At 30.1% G+C, this 18,998-nt stretch carries 22 protein-coding genes; 3 read left to right on the top strand and 19 right to left on the bottom strand.

What is annotated here, in order from left to right; all coding sequences use genetic code 11:
• The 9 genes from VJ881_08615 to VJ881_08575 form a co-directional block, all read right to left on the bottom strand.
• The coding region (locus VJ881_08615) for a TlyA family RNA methyltransferase (protein ID HKL76117.1) at positions 1-618 on the bottom strand (618 nt) is incomplete at its 3' end.
• Positions 597-2,507, bottom strand: a complete 1,911-nt coding sequence (gene dxs, locus VJ881_08610; protein HKL76116.1) for a 1-deoxy-D-xylulose-5-phosphate synthase — start codon at positions 2,505-2,507, stop codon at positions 597-599. The genes dxs and VJ881_08615, both read right to left, overlap by 22 nt.
• A complete protein-coding gene (locus tag VJ881_08605) occupies positions 2,500-3,063 on the bottom strand; it encodes a hypothetical protein (GenBank protein ID HKL76115.1) in 564 nt (187 codons plus the stop codon). The genes dxs and VJ881_08605 overlap by 8 nt, the downstream gene beginning before the upstream one ends.
• Before the next feature lie 706 nt (positions 3,064-3,769).
• Positions 3,770-4,654, bottom strand: a complete 885-nt coding sequence (locus tag VJ881_08600) for a farnesyl diphosphate synthase (GenBank protein ID HKL76114.1) — start codon at positions 4,652-4,654, stop codon at positions 3,770-3,772.
• 4 nt (positions 4,655-4,658) lie between these two features.
• Positions 4,659-4,901 carry an exodeoxyribonuclease VII small subunit gene (locus VJ881_08595; protein HKL76113.1) on the bottom strand — a complete coding sequence of 81 codons (243 nt, stop codon included), beginning with the start codon at positions 4,899-4,901 and terminating at the stop codon, positions 4,659-4,661.
• Entirely contained in the window at positions 4,894-6,108 is a 1,215-nt protein-coding gene (gene xseA, locus VJ881_08590; protein ID HKL76112.1) for an exodeoxyribonuclease VII large subunit, read from the bottom strand. The genes VJ881_08595 and xseA overlap by 8 nt, the downstream gene beginning before the upstream one ends.
• 2 nt (positions 6,109-6,110) lie before the next feature.
• Positions 6,111-6,968: a tetrahydrofolate dehydrogenase/cyclohydrolase catalytic domain-containing protein gene (locus VJ881_08585; GenBank protein ID HKL76111.1), complete on the bottom strand. Its 858-nt coding sequence runs from the start codon at positions 6,966-6,968 to the stop codon at positions 6,111-6,113.
• Positions 6,969-6,988: 20 nt separating this feature from the next.
• Entirely contained in the window at positions 6,989-8,374 is a 1,386-nt protein-coding gene (gene gltA / locus VJ881_08580; protein HKL76110.1) for an NADPH-dependent glutamate synthase, read from the bottom strand.
• 1 nt (position 8,375) lies between these two features.
• A complete protein-coding gene (locus VJ881_08575) occupies positions 8,376-9,194 on the bottom strand; it encodes a sulfide/dihydroorotate dehydrogenase-like FAD/NAD-binding protein (protein HKL76109.1) in 819 nt (272 codons plus the stop codon).
• 398 nt (positions 9,195-9,592) lie between these two features.
• On the opposite strand from VJ881_08575, the gene nadE reads away from it, so the two are divergent.
• From nadE to otsB, 3 genes are all read left to right on the top strand, one after another.
• Positions 9,593-10,381: an NAD(+) synthase gene (gene nadE, locus VJ881_08570; GenBank protein HKL76108.1), complete on the top strand. Its 789-nt coding sequence runs from the start codon at positions 9,593-9,595 to the stop codon at positions 10,379-10,381.
• Positions 10,382-10,461: 80 nt separating this feature from the next.
• Entirely contained in the window at positions 10,462-11,340 is an 879-nt protein-coding gene (locus VJ881_08565; protein ID HKL76107.1) for a radical SAM protein, read from the top strand.
• A 79-nt stretch (positions 11,341-11,419) separates the two neighbouring features.
• Positions 11,420-12,199 carry a trehalose-phosphatase gene (gene otsB / locus VJ881_08560; GenBank protein HKL76106.1) on the top strand — a complete coding sequence of 260 codons (780 nt, stop codon included), beginning with the start codon at positions 11,420-11,422 and terminating at the stop codon, positions 12,197-12,199.
• 101 nt (positions 12,200-12,300) lie between these two features.
• Here otsB and VJ881_08555 read toward each other — a convergent pair whose 3' ends face one another.
• From VJ881_08555 to VJ881_08510, 10 genes are all read right to left on the bottom strand, one after another.
• Complete coding sequence (locus VJ881_08555) at positions 12,301-12,465, bottom strand: hypothetical protein (protein HKL76105.1); 165 nt, start codon at positions 12,463-12,465, stop codon at positions 12,301-12,303.
• Between the two features lie 93 nt (positions 12,466-12,558).
• Complete coding sequence (gene nusB / locus VJ881_08550) at positions 12,559-12,960, bottom strand: transcription antitermination factor NusB (protein ID HKL76104.1); 402 nt, start codon at positions 12,958-12,960, stop codon at positions 12,559-12,561.
• A 17-nt stretch (positions 12,961-12,977) separates the two neighbouring features.
• Positions 12,978-13,214: a DUF2273 domain-containing protein gene (locus VJ881_08545; protein HKL76103.1), complete on the bottom strand. Its 237-nt coding sequence runs from the start codon at positions 13,212-13,214 to the stop codon at positions 12,978-12,980.
• Positions 13,215-13,225: 11 nt separating this feature from the next.
• On the bottom strand, positions 13,226-13,765 hold the full coding sequence (gene amaP, locus VJ881_08540) for an alkaline shock response membrane anchor protein AmaP (GenBank protein HKL76102.1): 540 nt from the start codon (positions 13,763-13,765) through the stop codon (positions 13,226-13,228).
• A gap of 54 nt (positions 13,766-13,819) precedes the next feature.
• Positions 13,820-14,203: an Asp23/Gls24 family envelope stress response protein gene (locus VJ881_08535; protein HKL76101.1), complete on the bottom strand. Its 384-nt coding sequence runs from the start codon at positions 14,201-14,203 to the stop codon at positions 13,820-13,822.
• Between the two features lie 43 nt (positions 14,204-14,246).
• Positions 14,247-15,593, bottom strand: coding sequence for an acetyl-CoA carboxylase biotin carboxylase subunit (accC, locus tag VJ881_08530; protein HKL76100.1), 1,347 nt, complete (start codon positions 15,591-15,593; stop codon positions 14,247-14,249).
• Positions 15,594-15,604: 11 nt separating this feature from the next.
• Positions 15,605-16,057, bottom strand: coding sequence for an acetyl-CoA carboxylase biotin carboxyl carrier protein (gene accB / locus VJ881_08525; protein HKL76099.1), 453 nt, complete (start codon positions 16,055-16,057; stop codon positions 15,605-15,607).
• A 104-nt stretch (positions 16,058-16,161) separates the two neighbouring features.
• Positions 16,162-17,292 (bottom strand): FAD-dependent oxidoreductase, encoded by a 1,131-nt coding sequence (locus tag VJ881_08520; protein HKL76098.1) that lies wholly within the window; start codon positions 17,290-17,292, stop codon positions 16,162-16,164.
• 11 nt (positions 17,293-17,303) lie between these two features.
• Positions 17,304-17,861, bottom strand: coding sequence for an elongation factor P (efp, locus tag VJ881_08515; protein ID HKL76097.1), 558 nt, complete (start codon positions 17,859-17,861; stop codon positions 17,304-17,306).
• A gap of 53 nt (positions 17,862-17,914) precedes the next feature.
• Positions 17,915-18,985, bottom strand: coding sequence for a Xaa-Pro peptidase family protein (locus VJ881_08510; GenBank protein ID HKL76096.1), 1,071 nt, complete (start codon positions 18,983-18,985; stop codon positions 17,915-17,917).
• Between the last annotated feature and the right edge of the window lie 13 nt (positions 18,986-18,998).

Raw genomic sequence — 18,998 nt, 5'->3', positions numbered from 1 at the left:
AATATCTATATGCACATTTTTATCTTTTACAAGACCATTTTTTCCTACTCTTTCCCTGCCAGCTTCAAATTGAGGTTTTACTAAAGCTACAAATTCTCCATTTTTAGAAAGAAATTTAAGAGCTTGTGGTATTATCAATTTGAGTGAGATAAAAGATACATCTGTGACAATCAAAGGAACTTTTACTGGGAATTCATCAGGTGTGAGATAACGAAAATTACAGCGTTCTTTCACTTCTACTCTCTCATCCTGACGAAGTTTCCAGGCTAACTGACCATAACCAACATCAATAGCATATACCTTTTTAGCTCCATTTTGTAAAAGACAATCAGTAAAACCTCCAGTAGAAGCTCCTATATCAATTGCTTCTTTATTTTTAACATCAATTGAAAATACATCCAATGCCTTTTCAAGTTTCAAACCACCTCGACTGACATAGGGAATTTTTCGGCCTTTAACTCTAATATCAGAATTTTTTTCGACTTTTGTTCCTGCTTTATCTACCAGTTGATTATTTACATATATCTTGCCTGCCATAATAGCTCTTTTGGCTTTACTTCTGCTTGAATAAATACCTTTTTCTGCCAATAAAATATCTATGCGTTCTTTTTGGGCCATAAATCTACCTCCGGCCTTTTATTAAGAAATTTTAAGGAAAATTCAACAATTCCACGTTGATCAAGATTGTATTCTGCTCTCATTTCATCCTGATCTCCATGTAAAACAAAATTATCAGGAATACCCATTCTTTTCAATTCATAATTTTTTATGTTTTTATCATTTAACAACTCTAACACCGCACTACCAAAACCACCTTTTAAAGCCTGTTCTTCAATTGTAATTACCTTATTATTTTTCTTAACATATTCTGTAATCAGTTCTCGGTCAAGTGGTTTAATAAAACGAGCATTTATTACAGATACTGATATCCCTTCTTTTTCAAGAATTTCAGCAGCGTTTTTAGCTGGTTTTACCATAGAACCAACAGCCAGTAATAAAAGATCTTTACCTTCTTTTAAAACTTCACCTTTTCCAATCTCAATTTTATTAAGATCTTTATCTAATTCAACTCCCAAACCTTCACCTCTAGGATAACGAACTGCAGTAGGATATGAATAATTTACTGATGTATATAACATATGTTGTAATTCGTTTTCATCCATTGGGGCCATAACTGTCATATTTGGTATAGCACGCAAATAAGAATAATCAAAGGCTCCTTGATGAGTTTCACCATCATTACCAACTATTCCAGCTCTATCAATCGCAATACTAACAGGTAGATTTTGGATACACAAATCATGTATCACCTGATCATAGGCTCTTTGTAAAAAAGTAGAATAAAGAGCTACAACTGGTTTTTTACCTCCTCTAGCTAAACCAGCACTTAAAGTTACAGCATGTTGTTCAGCAATACCGACATCAAAACTTCTATCTGGAAATTCTTTTTCGAAAATTTCTAATCCTGTTCCTTTAGGCATTGCTGCAGTAATTCCCACAATATCTTTATCCTTTTTTCCCAATTTAACCATTGTTTTTCCAAAAACCTGACTATATGTTAAATTATCTTTAGTACTTTTAGATTTTCCAGTTTCAATATCAAAAGCTCCAACTCCATGATAATTAGCCGGATTTTTTTCAGCTGGTTTATAACCTTTTCCTTTAATTGTATTAACATGAATAATAGAAGGTCCTTTTACTTTATCTGCTTTTTGCATACTTTCTTTTAATTTTGATATATTATGTCCATCTACAGGACCAATATAAGTAAAGCCCATTTCTTCAAATAATATACCTGGAATAATAGTATATTTTAACCCATTTTTAACTCTCTCTACAGTATTGGAAACTCTATTTCCTATTTTAGGAATTTTATTTAATAAAAATTCAAGATCTTCTTTTAATTTTTTGAGTTTTGGATCACTTCTAACATTAGAAAGATAATGAGATAGGGCTCCTACATTTGAAGCAATTGACATTTCATTATCATTTAATATTACATTAAAATCAACACCAAGATGTCCTGCATGATTTAGAGCTTCAAAAGCCATACCACCGGTTAAAGCACCATCACCTATTATTGCATAAACCTTATCATTTCTCCCTTTTAAATCTCTTGCTAAAGATAAACCTAAAGCTGAAGAAATAGAAGTTGCTGTATGACCTGTTTCAATTATATCGTGAATGCTTTCTTTAGATTTTGGATATCCACTTATTCCATTTTTCTGACGTATTGTTGAAAACTGATCTTTACGACCTGTAATTATTTTATGTGTGTAACTTTGATGGCCAACATCCCAAATTATTTTATCTTTTGGACTATTTAAATGTTGGTGTAAAGCCAAAGTTAGCTCAACCACACCAAGATTAGGAGCAAGATGTCCTCCAGTTTCCGAAAGTTTATTTATAATAAATTCTCGAATTTCCGAAGCTAATTTATCTAACTCTTCGTTATTCAAAGAATTTAAGTCATCAGGATTATTAATATTATCTAAAATTTTACTCATTTAAATATACACCTCTTATTTTTCTTACAAATACATTTTTTATCATTTTTAAAAATGCCAAAATTTTCCCTACAAAAAAAATAATCTCTTCAGATTTTCTCATAGCAAATCTTTTACAATAAGCTTTTCCCCCTACAGTAAGCGCAGAAATCAAACCAATAAGAACAAGATTTATAGGAGTTTGAGGAAAAGAAAAATTACTAACTATTCGTAAAACAATAACAGCACCTATTGCTCCACTTATTGTACCACATATATCACCAACAATGTCACACATTAAACTTGCAACTCTTTCGCCATGTTTAGCTAAATAAAGACCTTCTTTAGCGCCAAAAACTTTTTTGGCTGCCTTAGCATTAAATGGCTCTTCTCTGGCAACAGTTGCAGCCACTCCAATCATATCAGAAAAAACACCGGTGAAAATTATTATTAGTAGAATTATAACTGCTGGTATCAGACTCATTCCATGTACTCTTGATTGAGAAATAAAAGATACTACTATTGCAATAATAAATGTAACTAAAGCAATAAATAAACTTGCTTTAAAATTATCCAATTATTAATTCACCTCAGTTATTGAAAAAATATTATCATAATTATAAAGATAGATATAAAACTAGCTCAGATGGTAATATCCTGGGTAAATGCTGTGACTTAGGTCCAGTAGGTTTTCCCTGCAGATTCCCTTATTGTCGCCAATCAGGTGGTTTCCCTTTAAAATCTGACTGTAAGGTCTCCCTTTACAGAACTGGATTACCACTAAGAACACACTTTAATCCCCAGTATATCCATCTCAGACAGTCTAGAAGTTTTCCTTGACAACACCTCTTATTCCCTAGCTTCTTTTGCAGTAGGAGTTTCCAGGAAACTATAGACTATTCCGGGTATGGAATATACTACAGTTCACTCTCTCCCCTACCACTTCAAAGCAGGCTACACTACCCACATCTTTCGACACAGGTAGGTTAAACCTGGATTTCCCGTTGGCCACTAGAAAATCCAGGCCTCCACGGGTAAGGGGTCAACGCCCACATGCCATTGTGGATCGCCCCTATCCCTTAACTCCCAGTATCGACCCCCGACTGGGCGTCAGCAGCCAATACCAGAAACTTCATCGATATGCCCTTGACGGATTTTTAGGCCCGCCTTCAAAAATAGGGTGTTGACTAGAATACTGCACCATCTGAGCTATTTTTATACACTGTCATTATTATAACATAGAAAAAATACACATTCAATTTGCTGTAAATCTATTTTCTATTTTAATGATCTCTATTTAAAACATATTTTGCTAATTCATTTAATTTTGTAGCTTTCCCTTCAAAAATATTCAATGATTTTTGAGCTTCTGTAAACATTTTTTCAGCTTCTTTCTTTGCTCCATTTAAACCAAGAATTTTAGGATAAGTACTTTTATTTGATTGATCATCACTTCCTACTGCTTTGCCTAATTTTTTTTCATCGCCAATGATATCAAGAATATCATCTGTTATTTGAAATAATAAACCTAACTTTTCAGAATAAATTTTAAATGCTTCAATTTCTTTTTTGGTAGGATTTGCTGTATAGGCACCAGCTAGAATAGCAGCTTTAAAAAGAGCTCCTGTTTTTGCTAAATGAATGTTTTTTAAATCCTCAATTTCAATATCTTTATCTTCAGATTCAAGATCTAATACCTGACCACCTACCATACCGTTTGCTCCGGCGTTTTTACTTATTATCTTTATTATTTTTATTTTTTTAGTAGGCTCAAGATTCATATCACTTAAAATTTCAAAAGCACCAGTCAACAATCCATCTCCAGCTAAAATTGCTATTCCCGGGCCATAAACAATATGATTCGCCTTTTCTCCTCTTCTGTAATCATCATCATCCATACTAGGAAGGTCATCATGTATTAATGAATAGGTATGAATTAACTCTAAAGCTGACCCAACCTTACAGGCAGTTTTTTGATCACCATTTACAATTTCAGCACTATACATTGCCAAAACAGGCCTAATTCTTTTACCACCAGAAAAGAGACTATATTCCATTGAATCAAAGAGTGTTTTAGAAATAACCGGTTTAAAACTCTTCATTAATTCTTTAAGAGTTTTTTCAACTTCTTCAGCCTTTTTGTTAATGTCCTCAATTATATTGCACAACTTTTTACTCCTCCTCATCAAAAGGAACTATATCTCCAAATTCACCTTCATTATCTTTTAAAACTGTTTCAACCTTTTTTTCAGCTTTATTTAGTTCATTTCTACAGTATTTAATCAATTCTACACCATCTGAAAAATTATCTAGGGACTCAGAAAGAGATAAATCACCAGATTCAAGTTTTTCTACTATTTTTTCAAGTTCTTCTAAAGCTTTTTCAAATTCAATATCTTCATTTTTTTTACTCAAGATTTTCACCCTCTTTATCTATAACTTCACTTTTTATTTTTCCATCTTTTAAAATATTATATATATAATCCCCTCTATTAATTTCATCCTTACTCTTTACAGTAGTATTATTTTCATCAGTTAATACACTATATCCTCTTTTTATAGTTTTTAAAGGACTCAGACTATCTAATTTACTATTTAAAAGATTAAATTTTTTTTGGGCTTCATTAAAATTTTTCTTAATATTCCAGCCAAGTTTTAAACTAAGATTGTCTAATTTTTGAATTTTATCAGAAAACAATTTTTCTGGTCTTCTAAAAACTTGCTTTTCGGCAATTGATTTAAGCTTATCTTTTCTATTTTTGATTTTTAATTCTGCAGCTTTCTCTAATCTATTACTTAAATTATCAAGTTTATTCTCTAAATCTACTTTATTAGATATAGCTAATTCAGCAGCAGCTGAAGGCGTAGGAGCTCTAAGGTCAGCAACAAAATCTGAAATACTAAAATCTGTCTCATGGCCTACTCCACTTATAACTGGAATTTTCGATTCAAAAATAGCTCTCGCTACTTTTTCTTCATTAAAAGGCCATAATTGTTCAATTGAACCTCCACCACGACTAACAATAATCAAATCAATATCTTCTTTTTTATTTAAATATTTAATTGCAGATACTATTTGTGAAGCAGCTCTATCTCCCTGTACTAAAGAAGGAACAATAAGTAACGAGACATTCTCAAATCTTCTTTTTACAACAGATAAAATGTCTCTAATAGCTGCTCCTGTAGGAGAAGTAACTACTCCAATTTTGTGAGGTATAACCGGAATATCTGCTTTTTCTTCTTCTGCAAATAAACCTTCTTTTTCAAGCTTTTCTTTTAATTGCTCATAAGCAAGATAAAGAGAACCCTTCCCTTTAGGATTTATATCATCAACATAAAATTGATATTGTCCCCGTGGTTCATAAACACCAATAGATCCATGGGCAGTTACCTCCAGACCATCCTTCAAATCATATTTCAAGTTTTTATTTCTACTTTTAAACATAACAGCCTTTACAGCTGATTTTTCATCTTTAATAGTAAAATACATATGGCCTGAATTATGATGATAAAAATTGGATATTTCACCTTTAATATAAAGATCAGCCAAAATTTCATCTGATTTAATAATCTGATTAATATATTTATTTAATTCTGAAACTGAATATATTTTATGTGCCATTATTATACTCCATGGTATTTTCTGGCTTTAACAGTATTTTTCATTAGCATAGCAATAGTCATTGGACCTGATCCTCCAGGAACAGGAGTAATATATGAAGCTTTTTCTTTTACTGCTTCAAAATCTACATCACCGGTGATCTTGCCATCTACTTTATTTATACCTACATCAATTACAATTGCATCTTCTTTGACCATATCTTCAGTAATTAAATTTGCTTTACCCGCTGCACTGATTAAAATATCAGCCTGTTTTGTTTCTTTAGCTAAATCTTTTGTATGGATATGACAAACTGTAACTGTGGCAAATTCATCCAACAATAGATGAGCTGCAGGTTTACCAACAATATTGCTATGACCTACCATTACAGCTTTTTTACCTTTTATCTTTACTCCTGTACTTTTTATAAGCTCCATAACACCTGCTGGAGTACAGGGAACAAAATGTAGATTTTCATCTAAATTACTAAATAACCTTCCTGTATTAAGAGGGTGAAATCCATCAACATCTTTAGTTGGATCCATATTTTCTATTACCCTGGTTTCATTAATATGTTCTGGTAGTGGTAATTGTATCAATATACCATCAATTTCTGGATCATTATTTAGATCATAAATTAAATTTAGTAATTCCTTTTCTTCAATATTTGAGTCCAGTTGATGAACCTGAGATTTTATTCCTAAATTTTTTGCAACCTTTTTTTTCATATTTACATACGATTTAGCTGCAGGATCATCACCAATAAGTATGGTAGCCTGGCCTGGAACTCTTCCTTCTTTTTTTAATTCATCAATTTCTCCCTTTAGATTTTCTTTGATTTCTCCTGCTAATTTGCTTCCATCAATTATTTTAGCTGACATAAAAATATCCCTCCTGAAAATTATAATGAATCAATGTATTTAGTAATATTTTTAGCACCCTCTTTTCCAGCTCCCATAGCTTTAATTACTGTGGCAGCTCCTGTAACAACATCACCACCAGCAAATACTCCTTTTCGAGTAGTTTCTAAATTATCATCCACTTTAATTCCACCCCAGGACTTTGTTTCAATTCCTCGAGTATTATTTGTAAGAACTGGATTAGGACTTTGACCTATAGCAATTATAACAATATCTACATCCATAATCCAGTTTGAATCTTCAATAGGAATAGGACGTCTACGGCCTGAATCATCCTTTTCACCTAATTTCATTTTTTTAACTTCCATTTTTGTTAACTTTCCATCTTCTCCATAAAAAGCAACTGGATTATTTAATAATTTAAACTCTATTCCTTCTTCTTTTGCATGTTCAATTTCTTCATCCCTTGCTGGCATTTGTGGTTCAGAACGTCTATATACTACTGTAACTTCATCTGCTCCCAATCTTTTAGCTGTACGGGCAGAGTCCATTGCTACATTCCCTCCACCAATTACAGCAACTTTATGACCAACTTTAATAGGAGTTTTATATTCAGGATACTTATATGCTTTCATTAAATTAACTCTTGTTAAATATTCATTTGCAGAATAAACTCCATTTAAATTTTCTCCTTCTAAACCAAGAAAACGTGGCAAACCCGCTCCTGCACCAATAAAAACAGCTTTATAACCATCTTCAAAAAGTTCATCAATAGTTAAAGTTTTACCGATAATTGTATTCAATTTTATATCTACACCTAAATTTTTAATTAATTCCACTTCCTGATCTACTATTTCTTTAGGTAATCTAAATTGAGGAATTCCATATCGTAAAACTCCACCTGTAGCATGTAAGGATTCAAATAATGTAACTGAAAATCCTTCTTTAGCTAAATCTGCAGCTGCAGTTAATCCTGCAGGGCCAGCCCCTACTACTGCTACTTTTTCATCTCTCTTTTTTTCAATTTTGTTATCCTTCTCATCTTCATTTTCAAGAGCTTTATCAGAAACAAATCTTTCTAATTTACCGATTGCTACTGGTTCAAATTTTTCTCCCATAACACAAACTTCTTCACACTGCTCTTCCTGAGGGCAGACTCTACCACAAACAGCCGGTAAATTATTTTTAGATTTAATAATTTCATTAGCTTGACTAAATTCACCTTCTTTTACCTTTTTAATAAATTGAGGAATTGGTACACTAACAGGACAGCCGTCTACACAAGGCTGATGCTTGCATTGTAAACATCTTTCTGCTTCCTGCATAGCTTCTTCATCGGTATATCCTAAAGGTACTTCATCAAAATTATTTATTCTTTTTTGGGGATCCTGACTCTTCATTGGTGTTTTTTCTTTTTGCAAAGCCATATTATTTCACCTCTTCTTCCTGCACTAATTCTTCTTCATCTTCATAAAAGTTTATTCTACTCATTAGTTCATCGAAGTCAACTTCATGACCGTCAAAAGCAGGCCCATCTACACAGGTAAATTTAGTCTCTCCCCCTACAGTAACTCTACAGGCCCCACACATTCCTGTACCATCTACCATCAGAGAATTGAGACTTACTATTGTTTTTATATTATCTTTTTTAGTCATATCAGTAACTGCCTTCATCATTGGTACCGGGCCTATTGCCATAACAAGATCTACATTCTCTTCTTCTAAAATATCTTTTAAAATATCTGTGACAAAACCATGGTGACCATAGCTACCATCATCTGTAGCTACATATAATCGATCACTGGCCTCTTCTAATTCATCTTCAAGAAAAATAAGATTCTTAGTTCTAGCTCCAGTAATAGCAATAACCTCAGAACCTGCTTCATAAAAAGCTTTCACTTTTGGATATAAAAGAGCAGTTCCTGAACCTCCCCCTAATAATACTACTTTATCATAACCTTCAACATCTATATGTTGTCCCAGGGGACCAACAATATCTTCAATACTTTCACCTTCTTCAAGAGAACCTAATAATTTTGTTGTATAGCCAACTTCCTGAAAAATGAGAGTTATTATGCCTGTATTTTTGTCATGATCAGCAATTGTCAAAGGTATTCTTTCTCCTTTGTCATCAACGCGTAAAATTATGAAATTACCTGGTCTAGTTTTTTCTGCTATTAAAGGTGCTTTTACTTTTAATCTTTTAATAGCAGGAGCCAATACATCTTTTTCTAGAATTTTATACATTTTAATCCCCCATTCTTTATTTAAAAATTTATTAATAAAATAAATAGTTATCCATATCAAATATTCTTGATATACATATTATATCCTGCATTTAATAAAATTTTATTTGAAAATAATCTTCATTTTTTTACTTCAATATATCATTATAAGTTTTAATATTAATATATTTCAGTAAAATGATTACATATTTTTTATACATTAAAGTTATAAATTGCTGCATAAATAATGTATATTTTATCGCAAATAACCAAATATATGTATATTCCAAAGAAATAAAGAGTTAATTGACTATATAATTAAAAAAATATTCTATATAGCTTGACATAGCTTCTCATCTTCCCTATAATGTTTAACGAAGTTGATAATCATGATTACCAATCAAGGAGGTATTCATAATTATGGTAAAAGAAAATCTTAGTAAAGAAATACAGGAATGGATGAAAAAAGAAGTTGAAAAAAGAAATGCTGATGGTGCTCTTGTAGGATTAAGCGGAGGTATTGATTCTTCAGTAGTCGGTGCTTTAGCTAAAGAAGCTTTTGGTGAAAATAGTCTTGGAGTTATGCTTCCTGCTGGAGGTACTATAACAAAAGATGTTGAATATGCTCAGAAATTAGCTGACAAATTTGACTTAGAAACCATTAAAGTAAATGTAAAAGATGCAAATGAGGCTCTAGAAAAAACATTTCATAATATTGATATAGAAAAAGTTGAAAGAGATTATTGGCCTCAAACAAAAATACCTACTCCAAACCCAGCAGACCAAAATATCCAAACTCGTTTACGTATGATGACTCTTTATTATATAGCAGAAAAGTTAAATTATGTGGTAATGGGAACAAGTAATAAAAGTGAAATAAAAGTTGGTTATTATACATTATATGGAGATGGAGCAACAGATATGAGACCAATTGGGGATTTAACTAAATCAGAAGTTTGGGAGCTTGCAGAACAAATTGGTGTACCTGAAGAAATTATTAATCGTCCTCCTACCGGTGGTTGTAGAGGAGATGAAGGAGATAGAGACGAAAAAGAATTTGGAATTGCTTATGAAAAATTAGATGAAATTTATGAAGCAATTGAAAACAATGAAGATCTCAGTAAATTTGATGAAGAAAATGTTAAAAGAACAAAAGAACTGGTGGAAGCAGCTGAAGATAAAGAAAAAATACCCACTTTTAGAAGATAACTCAATATGATAGAATTAAACCGGGATTTTTATCCCGGTTTTTTTATATAAATATTATCTCAGAAAGGTGGAATCAATTTATGGATTATGTTGGCAAAATATGGCGCCCTCCCAGTGAAGGAAATAGTTTTATATTACAGACAACAGTAGGTTGTTCCCATAATAAATGTAAATTCTGTAATATGTACAAAAATAAAAAATTTAAAATTAAGGATATAGATATAATTAAAAAAGATATTGATGAAGGATTTAAAAATTATAAAAATCATCGAAGAGTTTTTCTGGCTGATGGTGATGCTCTAATAATACCTACTGATAAATTATTAAAAATATTAGATTATTTGAATAATAAATTTCAATATTTACACAGAATTACTACTTATGCTACCCCAAAAAGTATAAATGATAAATCAATAAATGATCTAAAAAAACTAAGAAAAAAGGGATTGAAAATGGTTTATTTAGGTTTAGAATCTGGTTCTGAAAAAGTTCTAAAAGAAATGAAAAAAGGCGCTAATCCAGAAGACTTTTTAAAAGCGGCAAAAAAGTTAAAAAAAGCAAATATCAAAAATTCTATTACAATAATTTTAGGATTAGGTGGTAAAGAAAAATCAAAATTACATGCCCAAAAAACAGGTAATTTAGTTTCAAAAATAGAACCAGAATATTTAAGTGCATTAACTCTTATGGTGAAAAAAGAGATTCCTTTATATAAAAAAATTAAAAATGATAAATTCCAATTACTAAACCCTACCGAAGTTTTAGATGAACTTTATGAAATTATCAATAATATAAAAGTTGAGAAAAAATGTGTTTTCAGATCAAATCATGCTTCTAACTATTATTCAATTAAAGGAACATTACCTGCAGATAAAGAAAAAATATTAAACAAACTAAATTATATTTTAAATAATCCTAAAAAATATAATCTCAAAAATGAAAATTGGAGACGCCTTTAAATTATTTAAAATACAAAAAATTGAAGTAAAAATTTATAGCTGTTATAATATAATTAACTTTATAGAAAGAGTGATATTTATGAATAAAAACATTCTTAAAGATGAAAATTTTTTGAAACTAGAACAAAAATTAAAAATAAATAAAAATATTTTGCTCTTTCTTGATTATGATGGCACTCTCTCTCATTTTAAAAAGAATCCCAAAACAGCTTATCCGGTTAAAGGTGTTAAAAACATAATCAAAAAAATATCAGAATCAAAATTTATTAATATAACTATTATTTCCGGAAGAAATTTAGAAGATTTAAAAGAAAAAATTAAATTAAATAATATTAATTATGCCGGGCTGCACGGTTTAGAAATGAAAGATTATAATCCGAAAAATTTAAATCAAAATGAAATAAAATATTATATTAATATGATAAAAGAAAAATATAAGGAAAAAATTAATAAAGACCAACTTTATTTAGAAGATAAAAAATTTGTACTTTCTATTCACTATAGAAATAATTTTAAGGAAGTTAAAAAACTTAAAAATTTTATTAATAATTTGGTCGATAAAAAACAATTTGAAGTAATGGAAGGAAGAAAAATAATAGAAATAAGACCAAAAGGATGGGATAAGGGTAAAGCAGTAAAAATGATAAGAAAAAAATCTTTTATAAATCAAAGTCCATTTGAAATATATATAGGTGATGATACTACAGATGAAGACGCTTTTTCAGTTATTAATGGTTTTTCTATCTATGTGAAAAATGAAAAAGAAATGAGTAAACAAGCTGATTTTTTTCTTAATAGTCCTGATGAAGTTTACAAATTTTTAAATAAATTTAATAATACATTAAAAAATTTAAGATAATTATTAAAACACTCCTTTAATTTCAGGAGTGTTTTTAATAATTATTTTCTTTTTCAAAATATTTATATTATATTCAGTGAAAATTTTCACATTTCAGCCAATTAATTTGCAGTACTTTCCCTTGTAAAAAATCTATGTTCATCAAATTGAAGATTGATTTTCTTCTTTGAACTTGTCATTTTACTTGATACAAAATCAACCTGCCTTTTACAATCACCACACAAACAAGTATCTTTCGTTTCAACTCCACAAACTCTACATTCCATTCTATCCCTCCTCTGAATTTATTATAAAAATTTATTTGTGAATTTACTCACTTTATTTCTTATAATAAATTTTAATATAAAAAAACTAAAAAATCAAGTCCTGGCTAAAATTCCATTAATAAATCCAGAAGATTTATCATCACCATATTCTTTAGCTAATTCTACTGCTTCATTAATAGCTACTCCAACAGGTACTAAATCCTCTTCCATTTCATATAATGATAAACGCAAAATATTTCGATCTATAACAGCCATTCTTTCTATTGTCCAATCCACAGCTTTTTCATTTATATATTTATCTAAATTATTTCTATCTTCTACTATTCCTATAACTAACTTTTCAAAATAATATTTTTTTTCCATTAATTTATTTTTTTCTTTTATATTTTTAATTTCTTTTTCTGCATTTTCTAGATTGAATTTATTTTTTAAATCAATACTATATAAAATTTGCAAACTCCATATTCTTTGTTGATGACGGGTGATTTTTGACATAATCTATTACATCTCCTTTAGTGCATTCCAGGTGGTAGAATTTTGTGTAGAATTTTTTTCACATCACCTTCTACATCCCATCTTGATCCTAAGTATAAACCAATAAGGGTACATATTATTATTAAAATGGTTTTAAAAAAACCAACTACTAAAAACAATATTCCTGCTAATAAACCAATTAGAGCCCCAATAATTTTTCCTTTGTCTTTTTTAAACATTTTTAGAAGCTCTTCATAAAATTCTTCTTTTTTCATTATACCACCTTCTATTTTTCTTTAACTTTATTTTTTTTACTATCTATCTCGCTTACTAAAATTTTAACACTATTAACCGTTACTCCGGTAGTATCTTCCAAATAAGACTTAACCACTTTCTGTAATTCATTAGTTAACTCCGGGATAATATAATCAGAATAAACTTTTACAGAAAGACTAATATTTAAACCTGAATCATCACTATCTATATCAGTATTAATATCAAAAATTCCTTCTCGTTTTTTTACAATTTTTTTTACCAGATTATCTATAGCCCCCAAGGTTATATTAACATCACCAAGATCAGTGCTATTAATTAAAGTTTTTTTATAGCTTTTTTCAATATTGAAAAAAGGATATAAAATAGCTGAAGAAGCCAAAAACAAAAATAAAAATAATATTCCATACTCCCATTGTGAATAAATATTTTCAAATAAGACGGGTAAAAAGTTTTGTTGGGCAAAACCAAAAGCATAAAAAGCTAATACTATACTCACAAACATAAAAATAATTGTCATAATAAAAATCATTGATCGATATGCCAGTTTCATTAGCTACCCCTCCCAAAAATTTAGATAAAGGCCAAGAAACCTTGACCTTTATTTTTATTCTTCCTCATTCTCTTCAATTTCTTCTTCACTTTCAAAATCTACGCCCTGGACATGAACATTTATTTCTACAGCATTTAAACCGGTCATACTTTCTATAGCTTTTCTTACATTATCCTGTATATTCCAGGCAACATCTGGTATTGAAGAACCATAATCAACAATTACAAAAATATCAACAGAAGTTTCAGAATCTCCAACTTCTACTTTTACTCCTTTAGAGAGGTTCTTTCTACCTAGCATATCTGCTATACCACCAGCAATTCCACCACTCATTCCGGCTACTCCTTCTACTTCAGTAGCTGCCAATCCTGAAATAATAGCTACTACCTCATTTGCAATTTTAATTGTACCTAATTCTTCACTTTTTTTATTTTCCATGATTAAACCTCCTTGTTATTCTGCTCTAACTCTCTCTATATTACTATTCTATCATAATTCTCCTATTAATAAAATTAGTATAGTATTCTCCTTTTCTAAAAAATGCATTATTTAATACTTTTAAATGAAAAGGAATATTTGTTACCAGGCCTTCAATTATATATTCAGATAAAGCTCTTTCCATTCTTGCAAGAGTCTCTTCTCTATTTTCTCCATGAACAATTAATTTCCCAATCATAGAGTCATAATATGGATTAATAAAATAACCAGGATAAACCCCACTATCAATTCTAACACCTGGACCTCCTGGTACTATATAATTTTCTATTTTACCTGGAGTTGGACGAAAATCATTATCAGGATCTTCAGCATTAATTCTACATTCCATAGCTGAACCTCTAATTTCAACTTCATCCTGTTTTATACTCAACTCTTTTCCAGCAGCTATATTAATTTGTTCTTTTAGAATATCTACTCCTGTTATAAACTCTGTAACTGGATGCTCAACCTGAATTCTAGTATTCATTTCTATAAAATAGTAATTATTTTCATTATCAAGTAAAAACTCAACTGTACCGGCATTTACATAATTAACACTTTTGGCAGCTTTAACTGCTACCTCACCCATTTCTTTTCTCAGTTCCGGGCTTAGGGCCGGAGAAGGAGATTCTTCAATAACTTTTTGATGTCTTCTTTGAATAGAGCAATCTCTTTCATTTAAATGGATTATATTTCCTTTTTCATCTCCTAAAATTTGAAATTCTATATGTCTTGGCTCTTCTACATATTTTTCAAGATAGACTTCATCATTTCCGAAAGATTTGTCTGCTTCATTTTTAGCGGTTTGAATAGCATTTTCTAAATTTGATTCCTTATGAACAATTCTCATACCTTTACCGCCACCACCAGCAGCAGCTTTAATTATTAAAGGATAACCAATTTTTTTTGCAACTTCAATTGCCTCTTCTTTATCTTTTAAACCTTTTTCAGTACCAGGTACTATTGGTACATCAGCATTTATCATAGTTTCTCTGGCTTTAGTTTTGTCCCCCATTAAAGATATTACTTCTGAACTTGGACCTATAAAATTAAGTCCACTACTTTCACAAACTTCAGCAAAATGGGCATTTTCCGATAAAAATCCATATCCAGGATGAATAGCATCTGCTCCACTAACCTCAGCTACACTGATAATACTCGGTATATTTAAATAACTTTGAGCTGGATTAGCAGGACCAATACAATAGGCTTCATCAGCTAACTGGACATGTAACGAGTCTTTATCAGCTTCAGAATAAACTGCAACTGCTTCTATTCCCATTTCATGTAAAGCCCTAATTATCCTTACTGCAATTTCTCCTCTATTAGCTATCAGAACTTTTTCAAACAAAATATCACTCCTTATAATTTCTCAATCTCAAAAAGAGGTTGGCCATACTCAATAGCTTCCCCATCTTCTACAAGGACATCAATGATTTTACATTTTGTTTCAGCCTCTATCTCATTCATTAATTTCATTGCTTCTAAAATACAAACAACATCTCCATTTTCAACAGTATCTCCAATCTCTACAAATGGATCTGCCTCTGGAGAAGGTGATCTATAAAAAGTACCTACCATTGGAGCTACAATTTCTTCCCTATCTGTATTTTCTTTTTCATTTTTTTCAGATTTTTTATTTTTTACTTCAGACTCATTACTTACTTTAGTATTTACTACAGGCTGACCTGTAACAACATTATTGTTAAAACCTCTCTTAATATCAATTTCTATATCGTCTTCTTCAATTTTTAACTCACTAACATCAGTATCTTTCAAAATTTCTATTAGTTCTTCAATTTGTTTCAAATCCATAAAAATCCTCCTTCATAAATCTTATATACTTACTTTATCATAATTTTACTATTTCGTAAAATTTACATTAATAAAGGGCAAGAATAACTTCTTGCCCTTCAAACTTAGATGTTTTCCACTTTACTTATAAGCTGATTTTTATCATCAAAATCCCCAATAAGTATAATTCCAATTATTTTATCATCTTTCCATATTATCTTCTTATATTTACCATTTTCTTTAGTTGTTTCACTTTTATATCCTTCATCATCTATAATACCTTTAGAAACTAAAGAAACACCAGCAACTTTAAGACTGTAAGAACTAACATATCCATCAAATTTGCTTCCAGTTCCCATCATATTTTTTCCTGCCACTTTTCCCTGTTTCATAGATGGAGGCCAAATGCCATATACTTTACCATTATATTCAGCTACATCTCCAGCTGCATAAATATCTTTAAAATTTGTTTTCATATTTTCATCAACAATTATTCCTTTATTTACTTCAATATCAGTATCTTTAACAAGAGAAATATTTGACCTTACTCCAGTAGATAACAGAACAAGACCAGCAGAATATTCTCCTTTTTCACTAATAATAACTTCTAAATTATTTGCTTTTTTCTTGATTTGCTCTGTAGATGCATTTAATACAAAATTAAGTCCTTTATTTTCAAGTTTATTTTGTAATGTTTTTGCTCCTTTTTTATCTAATTGTCGATTTAACAGGTAAGAACCTCTTTCCATAACAGTAACATCAAGTCCTGCCTGGCTTAAATTATAAGCAGACTCTAAACCTAAAAGTCCTCCTCCAATCACAATAGCCTTTTCTTTTTCTATTGCTGACTTGTATATTTTTTCAGCATCCTCAGCATTTCTCAAAGTAAAAACATTCTCCCTATCTGTACCTTTTATTGGAGGTACAAAACAGTGAGCACCATTAGCTAAAAGTAATTTATCATATTTATATCTGTTTTTTTCAGATATAACTTTTTTCTTTTCAGGTATAATATTAATCACTTTTTCTTCTAAATTTAAATTAATATTATTTTTTTCAAACCAATTTTTATCATTTATAATTATATCATCAATATCTACTTCTCCAGATAAATATTCTATAAGTCTCGGGCGATAATAAAAGGGATATTTTTCCTTACTCACTACTGTTATTTTATCTTTTTTATTTTTTTTCTTAATAAGTTCTTTTACAGCTGAAATACCAGCCACACCTGAACCAATTACTAAATAATCCATCTCAACTCCTCCTATACTTTTTCAACATATTCATCAGTTCTAGTATCAACCTTTATGACAGTACCTTCACTAATAAACAATGGAACTTTTACTACTAAACCTGTTTCTACAGTAGCAGGTTTTGTACCACCAGAAACCGTATTACCTTTTACACCAGGTTGGGTATCTGTTACTTCCAATTCTACGAATGTTGGCAAATTGACATTGATTGGTCTTCTTTCATACATAGAAATACTTAAATTCATATTTTCTTTGAGATAATTTATTTTATCTCCCAATTGCTCTTTAGTTAAAGTGATTTGATCATAAGTTTCATTATCCATAAAAACATAATCCTGACCATCCCAATAAAGAAATTTTACATTTCTTTCATCTATATGAGCATCATTAACTTTTTCACCAGCTCTAAATGTTTTTTCTACAACATAATTTTCTTCAAGATTTTTTAACTTAGTTCTAACAAATGCGCCACCTCTACCTGATTTAGAATGTTGAAACTCCTCTACAGAATAAACTGTTCCATCTAATTCGATGGTCATTCCAGTTTTAAAATCATTTGTTGATACCATACTTATTTATCTGACCAGTTCGATATGATCAGATAAGACACCTCCTTTTTGTTTTAATCTATAATAATTAGTTCTTTAGGAGAATTATTTAGAACTTCACAACCATTCTCCGTAATTAATAAATCATCTTCAATCCTTACTCCACCCCAATCAGGAATATATATTCCTGGTTCATCTGTAACTACCATAGCTTCTTCAATAAAGTCATCAGATTTATAAGAAGCTCGTGGTCCTTCATGAACTTCAACTCCTATTCCATGTCCAAGACCATGACCAAAATTATCTTCATATCCTGCATCTTTAATAATATCTCTTGCTATAGCATCTACTTCTTTTCCAGACATACCGGGTTTTATCTTATTTATAACTTCTTTTTGAGCTTCCAAAACAATATTGTAAATTTTACGTTGTTTATCAGTAGCCTCTCCAAGAACTACTGTTCTAGTCATATCTGAACAATAACCCTTATAAAAAGTTCCAAAATCCATAGTAATAAAATCTCCATATTCAAGTTTTTTATCACTGGCAACCCCATGCGGCATTGAAGATCTTTTACCAGAAGCAACTATAAAATCAAAAGCATTTTTTTCGCCCCCAGCCTGTTTCATAAAATACTCTAATTCTAAGGCTACTTCTCTTTCAGTTTTTCCTACTTCTATAAAATCTAAAATGTGTTTAAAAGCATTATCAGTTATTTCTATTGCTTTTTTTATTTTGTCTATTTCTTCTTTATCTTTTGTTATCCTCAGTTTCTTTATTAAATCTTCAGTAGTAATTAATTCAACTTCAGTAAATTTTTCTTTATATTCGTTATATTTGTTATAAGTAACATTCTTAGACTCAAATCCAAGTTTTTCACAATTATCTTCAATTAAAATATCATTAATTTTTTCTGGAATATTTTTATTGAATTCAATAATTTTAAATCCATTAGTTTGATTTTTAGCCTGTTCAGTATATCTAAAATCAGTTATAAAATAGTTGTTTTCAGAAGTAAATAAAATTAAACCGGAACTACCTGTAAAACCACTAAGATAAAAGCGATTTACATCTGTTGTAATTAATAAAGAATCAATACCTTTTTCTTGCATTAAAGACCTTGTTTTTTCTATTCTTTTTTTCATAATCACTACCCCT

The sequence above is a fragment of the Halanaerobiales bacterium genome (genome assembly GCA_035270125.1).
GTDB lineage: Bacteria > Bacillota > Halanaerobiia > Halanaerobiales > DATFIM01 > DATFIM01.
Note: the sequence above shows the minus strand (reverse complement) of the source record. Positions and strands in the feature narration are given on the sequence as shown.

Bases quoted from the DNA above. Each gene is read 5' to 3' on its own strand.
- dxs (HKL76116.1), bottom strand. From the start codon at position 2,507: ATGAGTAAAATTTTAGATAATATTAATAATCCTGATGACTTAAATTCT.
- xseA (HKL76112.1), bottom strand. From the start codon at position 6,108: ATGGCACATAAAATATATTCAGTTTCAGAATTAAATAAATATATTAAT.
- VJ881_08585 (HKL76111.1), bottom strand. From the start codon at position 6,968: ATGTCAGCTAAAATAATTGATGGAAGCAAATTAGCAGGAGAAATCAAA.
- gltA (HKL76110.1), bottom strand. From the start codon at position 8,374: ATGGCTTTGCAAAAAGAAAAAACACCAATGAAGAGTCAGGATCCCCAA.
- VJ881_08575 (HKL76109.1), bottom strand. From the start codon at position 9,194: ATGTATAAAATTCTAGAAAAAGATGTATTGGCTCCTGCTATTAAAAGA.
- nadE (HKL76108.1), top strand. From the start codon at position 9,593: ATGGTAAAAGAAAATCTTAGTAAAGAAATACAGGAATGGATGAAAAAA.
- VJ881_08565 (HKL76107.1), top strand. From the start codon at position 10,462: ATGGATTATGTTGGCAAAATATGGCGCCCTCCCAGTGAAGGAAATAGT.
- otsB (HKL76106.1), top strand. From the start codon at position 11,420: ATGAATAAAAACATTCTTAAAGATGAAAATTTTTTGAAACTAGAACAA.
- VJ881_08555 (HKL76105.1), bottom strand. From the start codon at position 12,465: ATGGAATGTAGAGTTTGTGGAGTTGAAACGAAAGATACTTGTTTGTGT.
- nusB (HKL76104.1), bottom strand. From the start codon at position 12,960: ATGTCAAAAATCACCCGTCATCAACAAAGAATATGGAGTTTGCAAATT.
- VJ881_08545 (HKL76103.1), bottom strand. From the start codon at position 13,214: ATGAAAAAAGAAGAATTTTATGAAGAGCTTCTAAAAATGTTTAAAAAA.
- amaP (HKL76102.1), bottom strand. From the start codon at position 13,765: ATGAAACTGGCATATCGATCAATGATTTTTATTATGACAATTATTTTT.
- VJ881_08535 (HKL76101.1), bottom strand. From the start codon at position 14,203: ATGGAAAATAAAAAAAGTGAAGAATTAGGTACAATTAAAATTGCAAAT.
- accB (HKL76099.1), bottom strand. From the start codon at position 16,057: ATGGATTTGAAACAAATTGAAGAACTAATAGAAATTTTGAAAGATACT.
- VJ881_08520 (HKL76098.1), bottom strand. From the start codon at position 17,292: ATGGATTATTTAGTAATTGGTTCAGGTGTGGCTGGTATTTCAGCTGTA.
- efp (HKL76097.1), bottom strand. From the start codon at position 17,861: ATGGTATCAACAAATGATTTTAAAACTGGAATGACCATCGAATTAGAT.
- VJ881_08510 (HKL76096.1), bottom strand. From the start codon at position 18,985: ATGAAAAAAAGAATAGAAAAAACAAGGTCTTTAATGCAAGAAAAAGGT.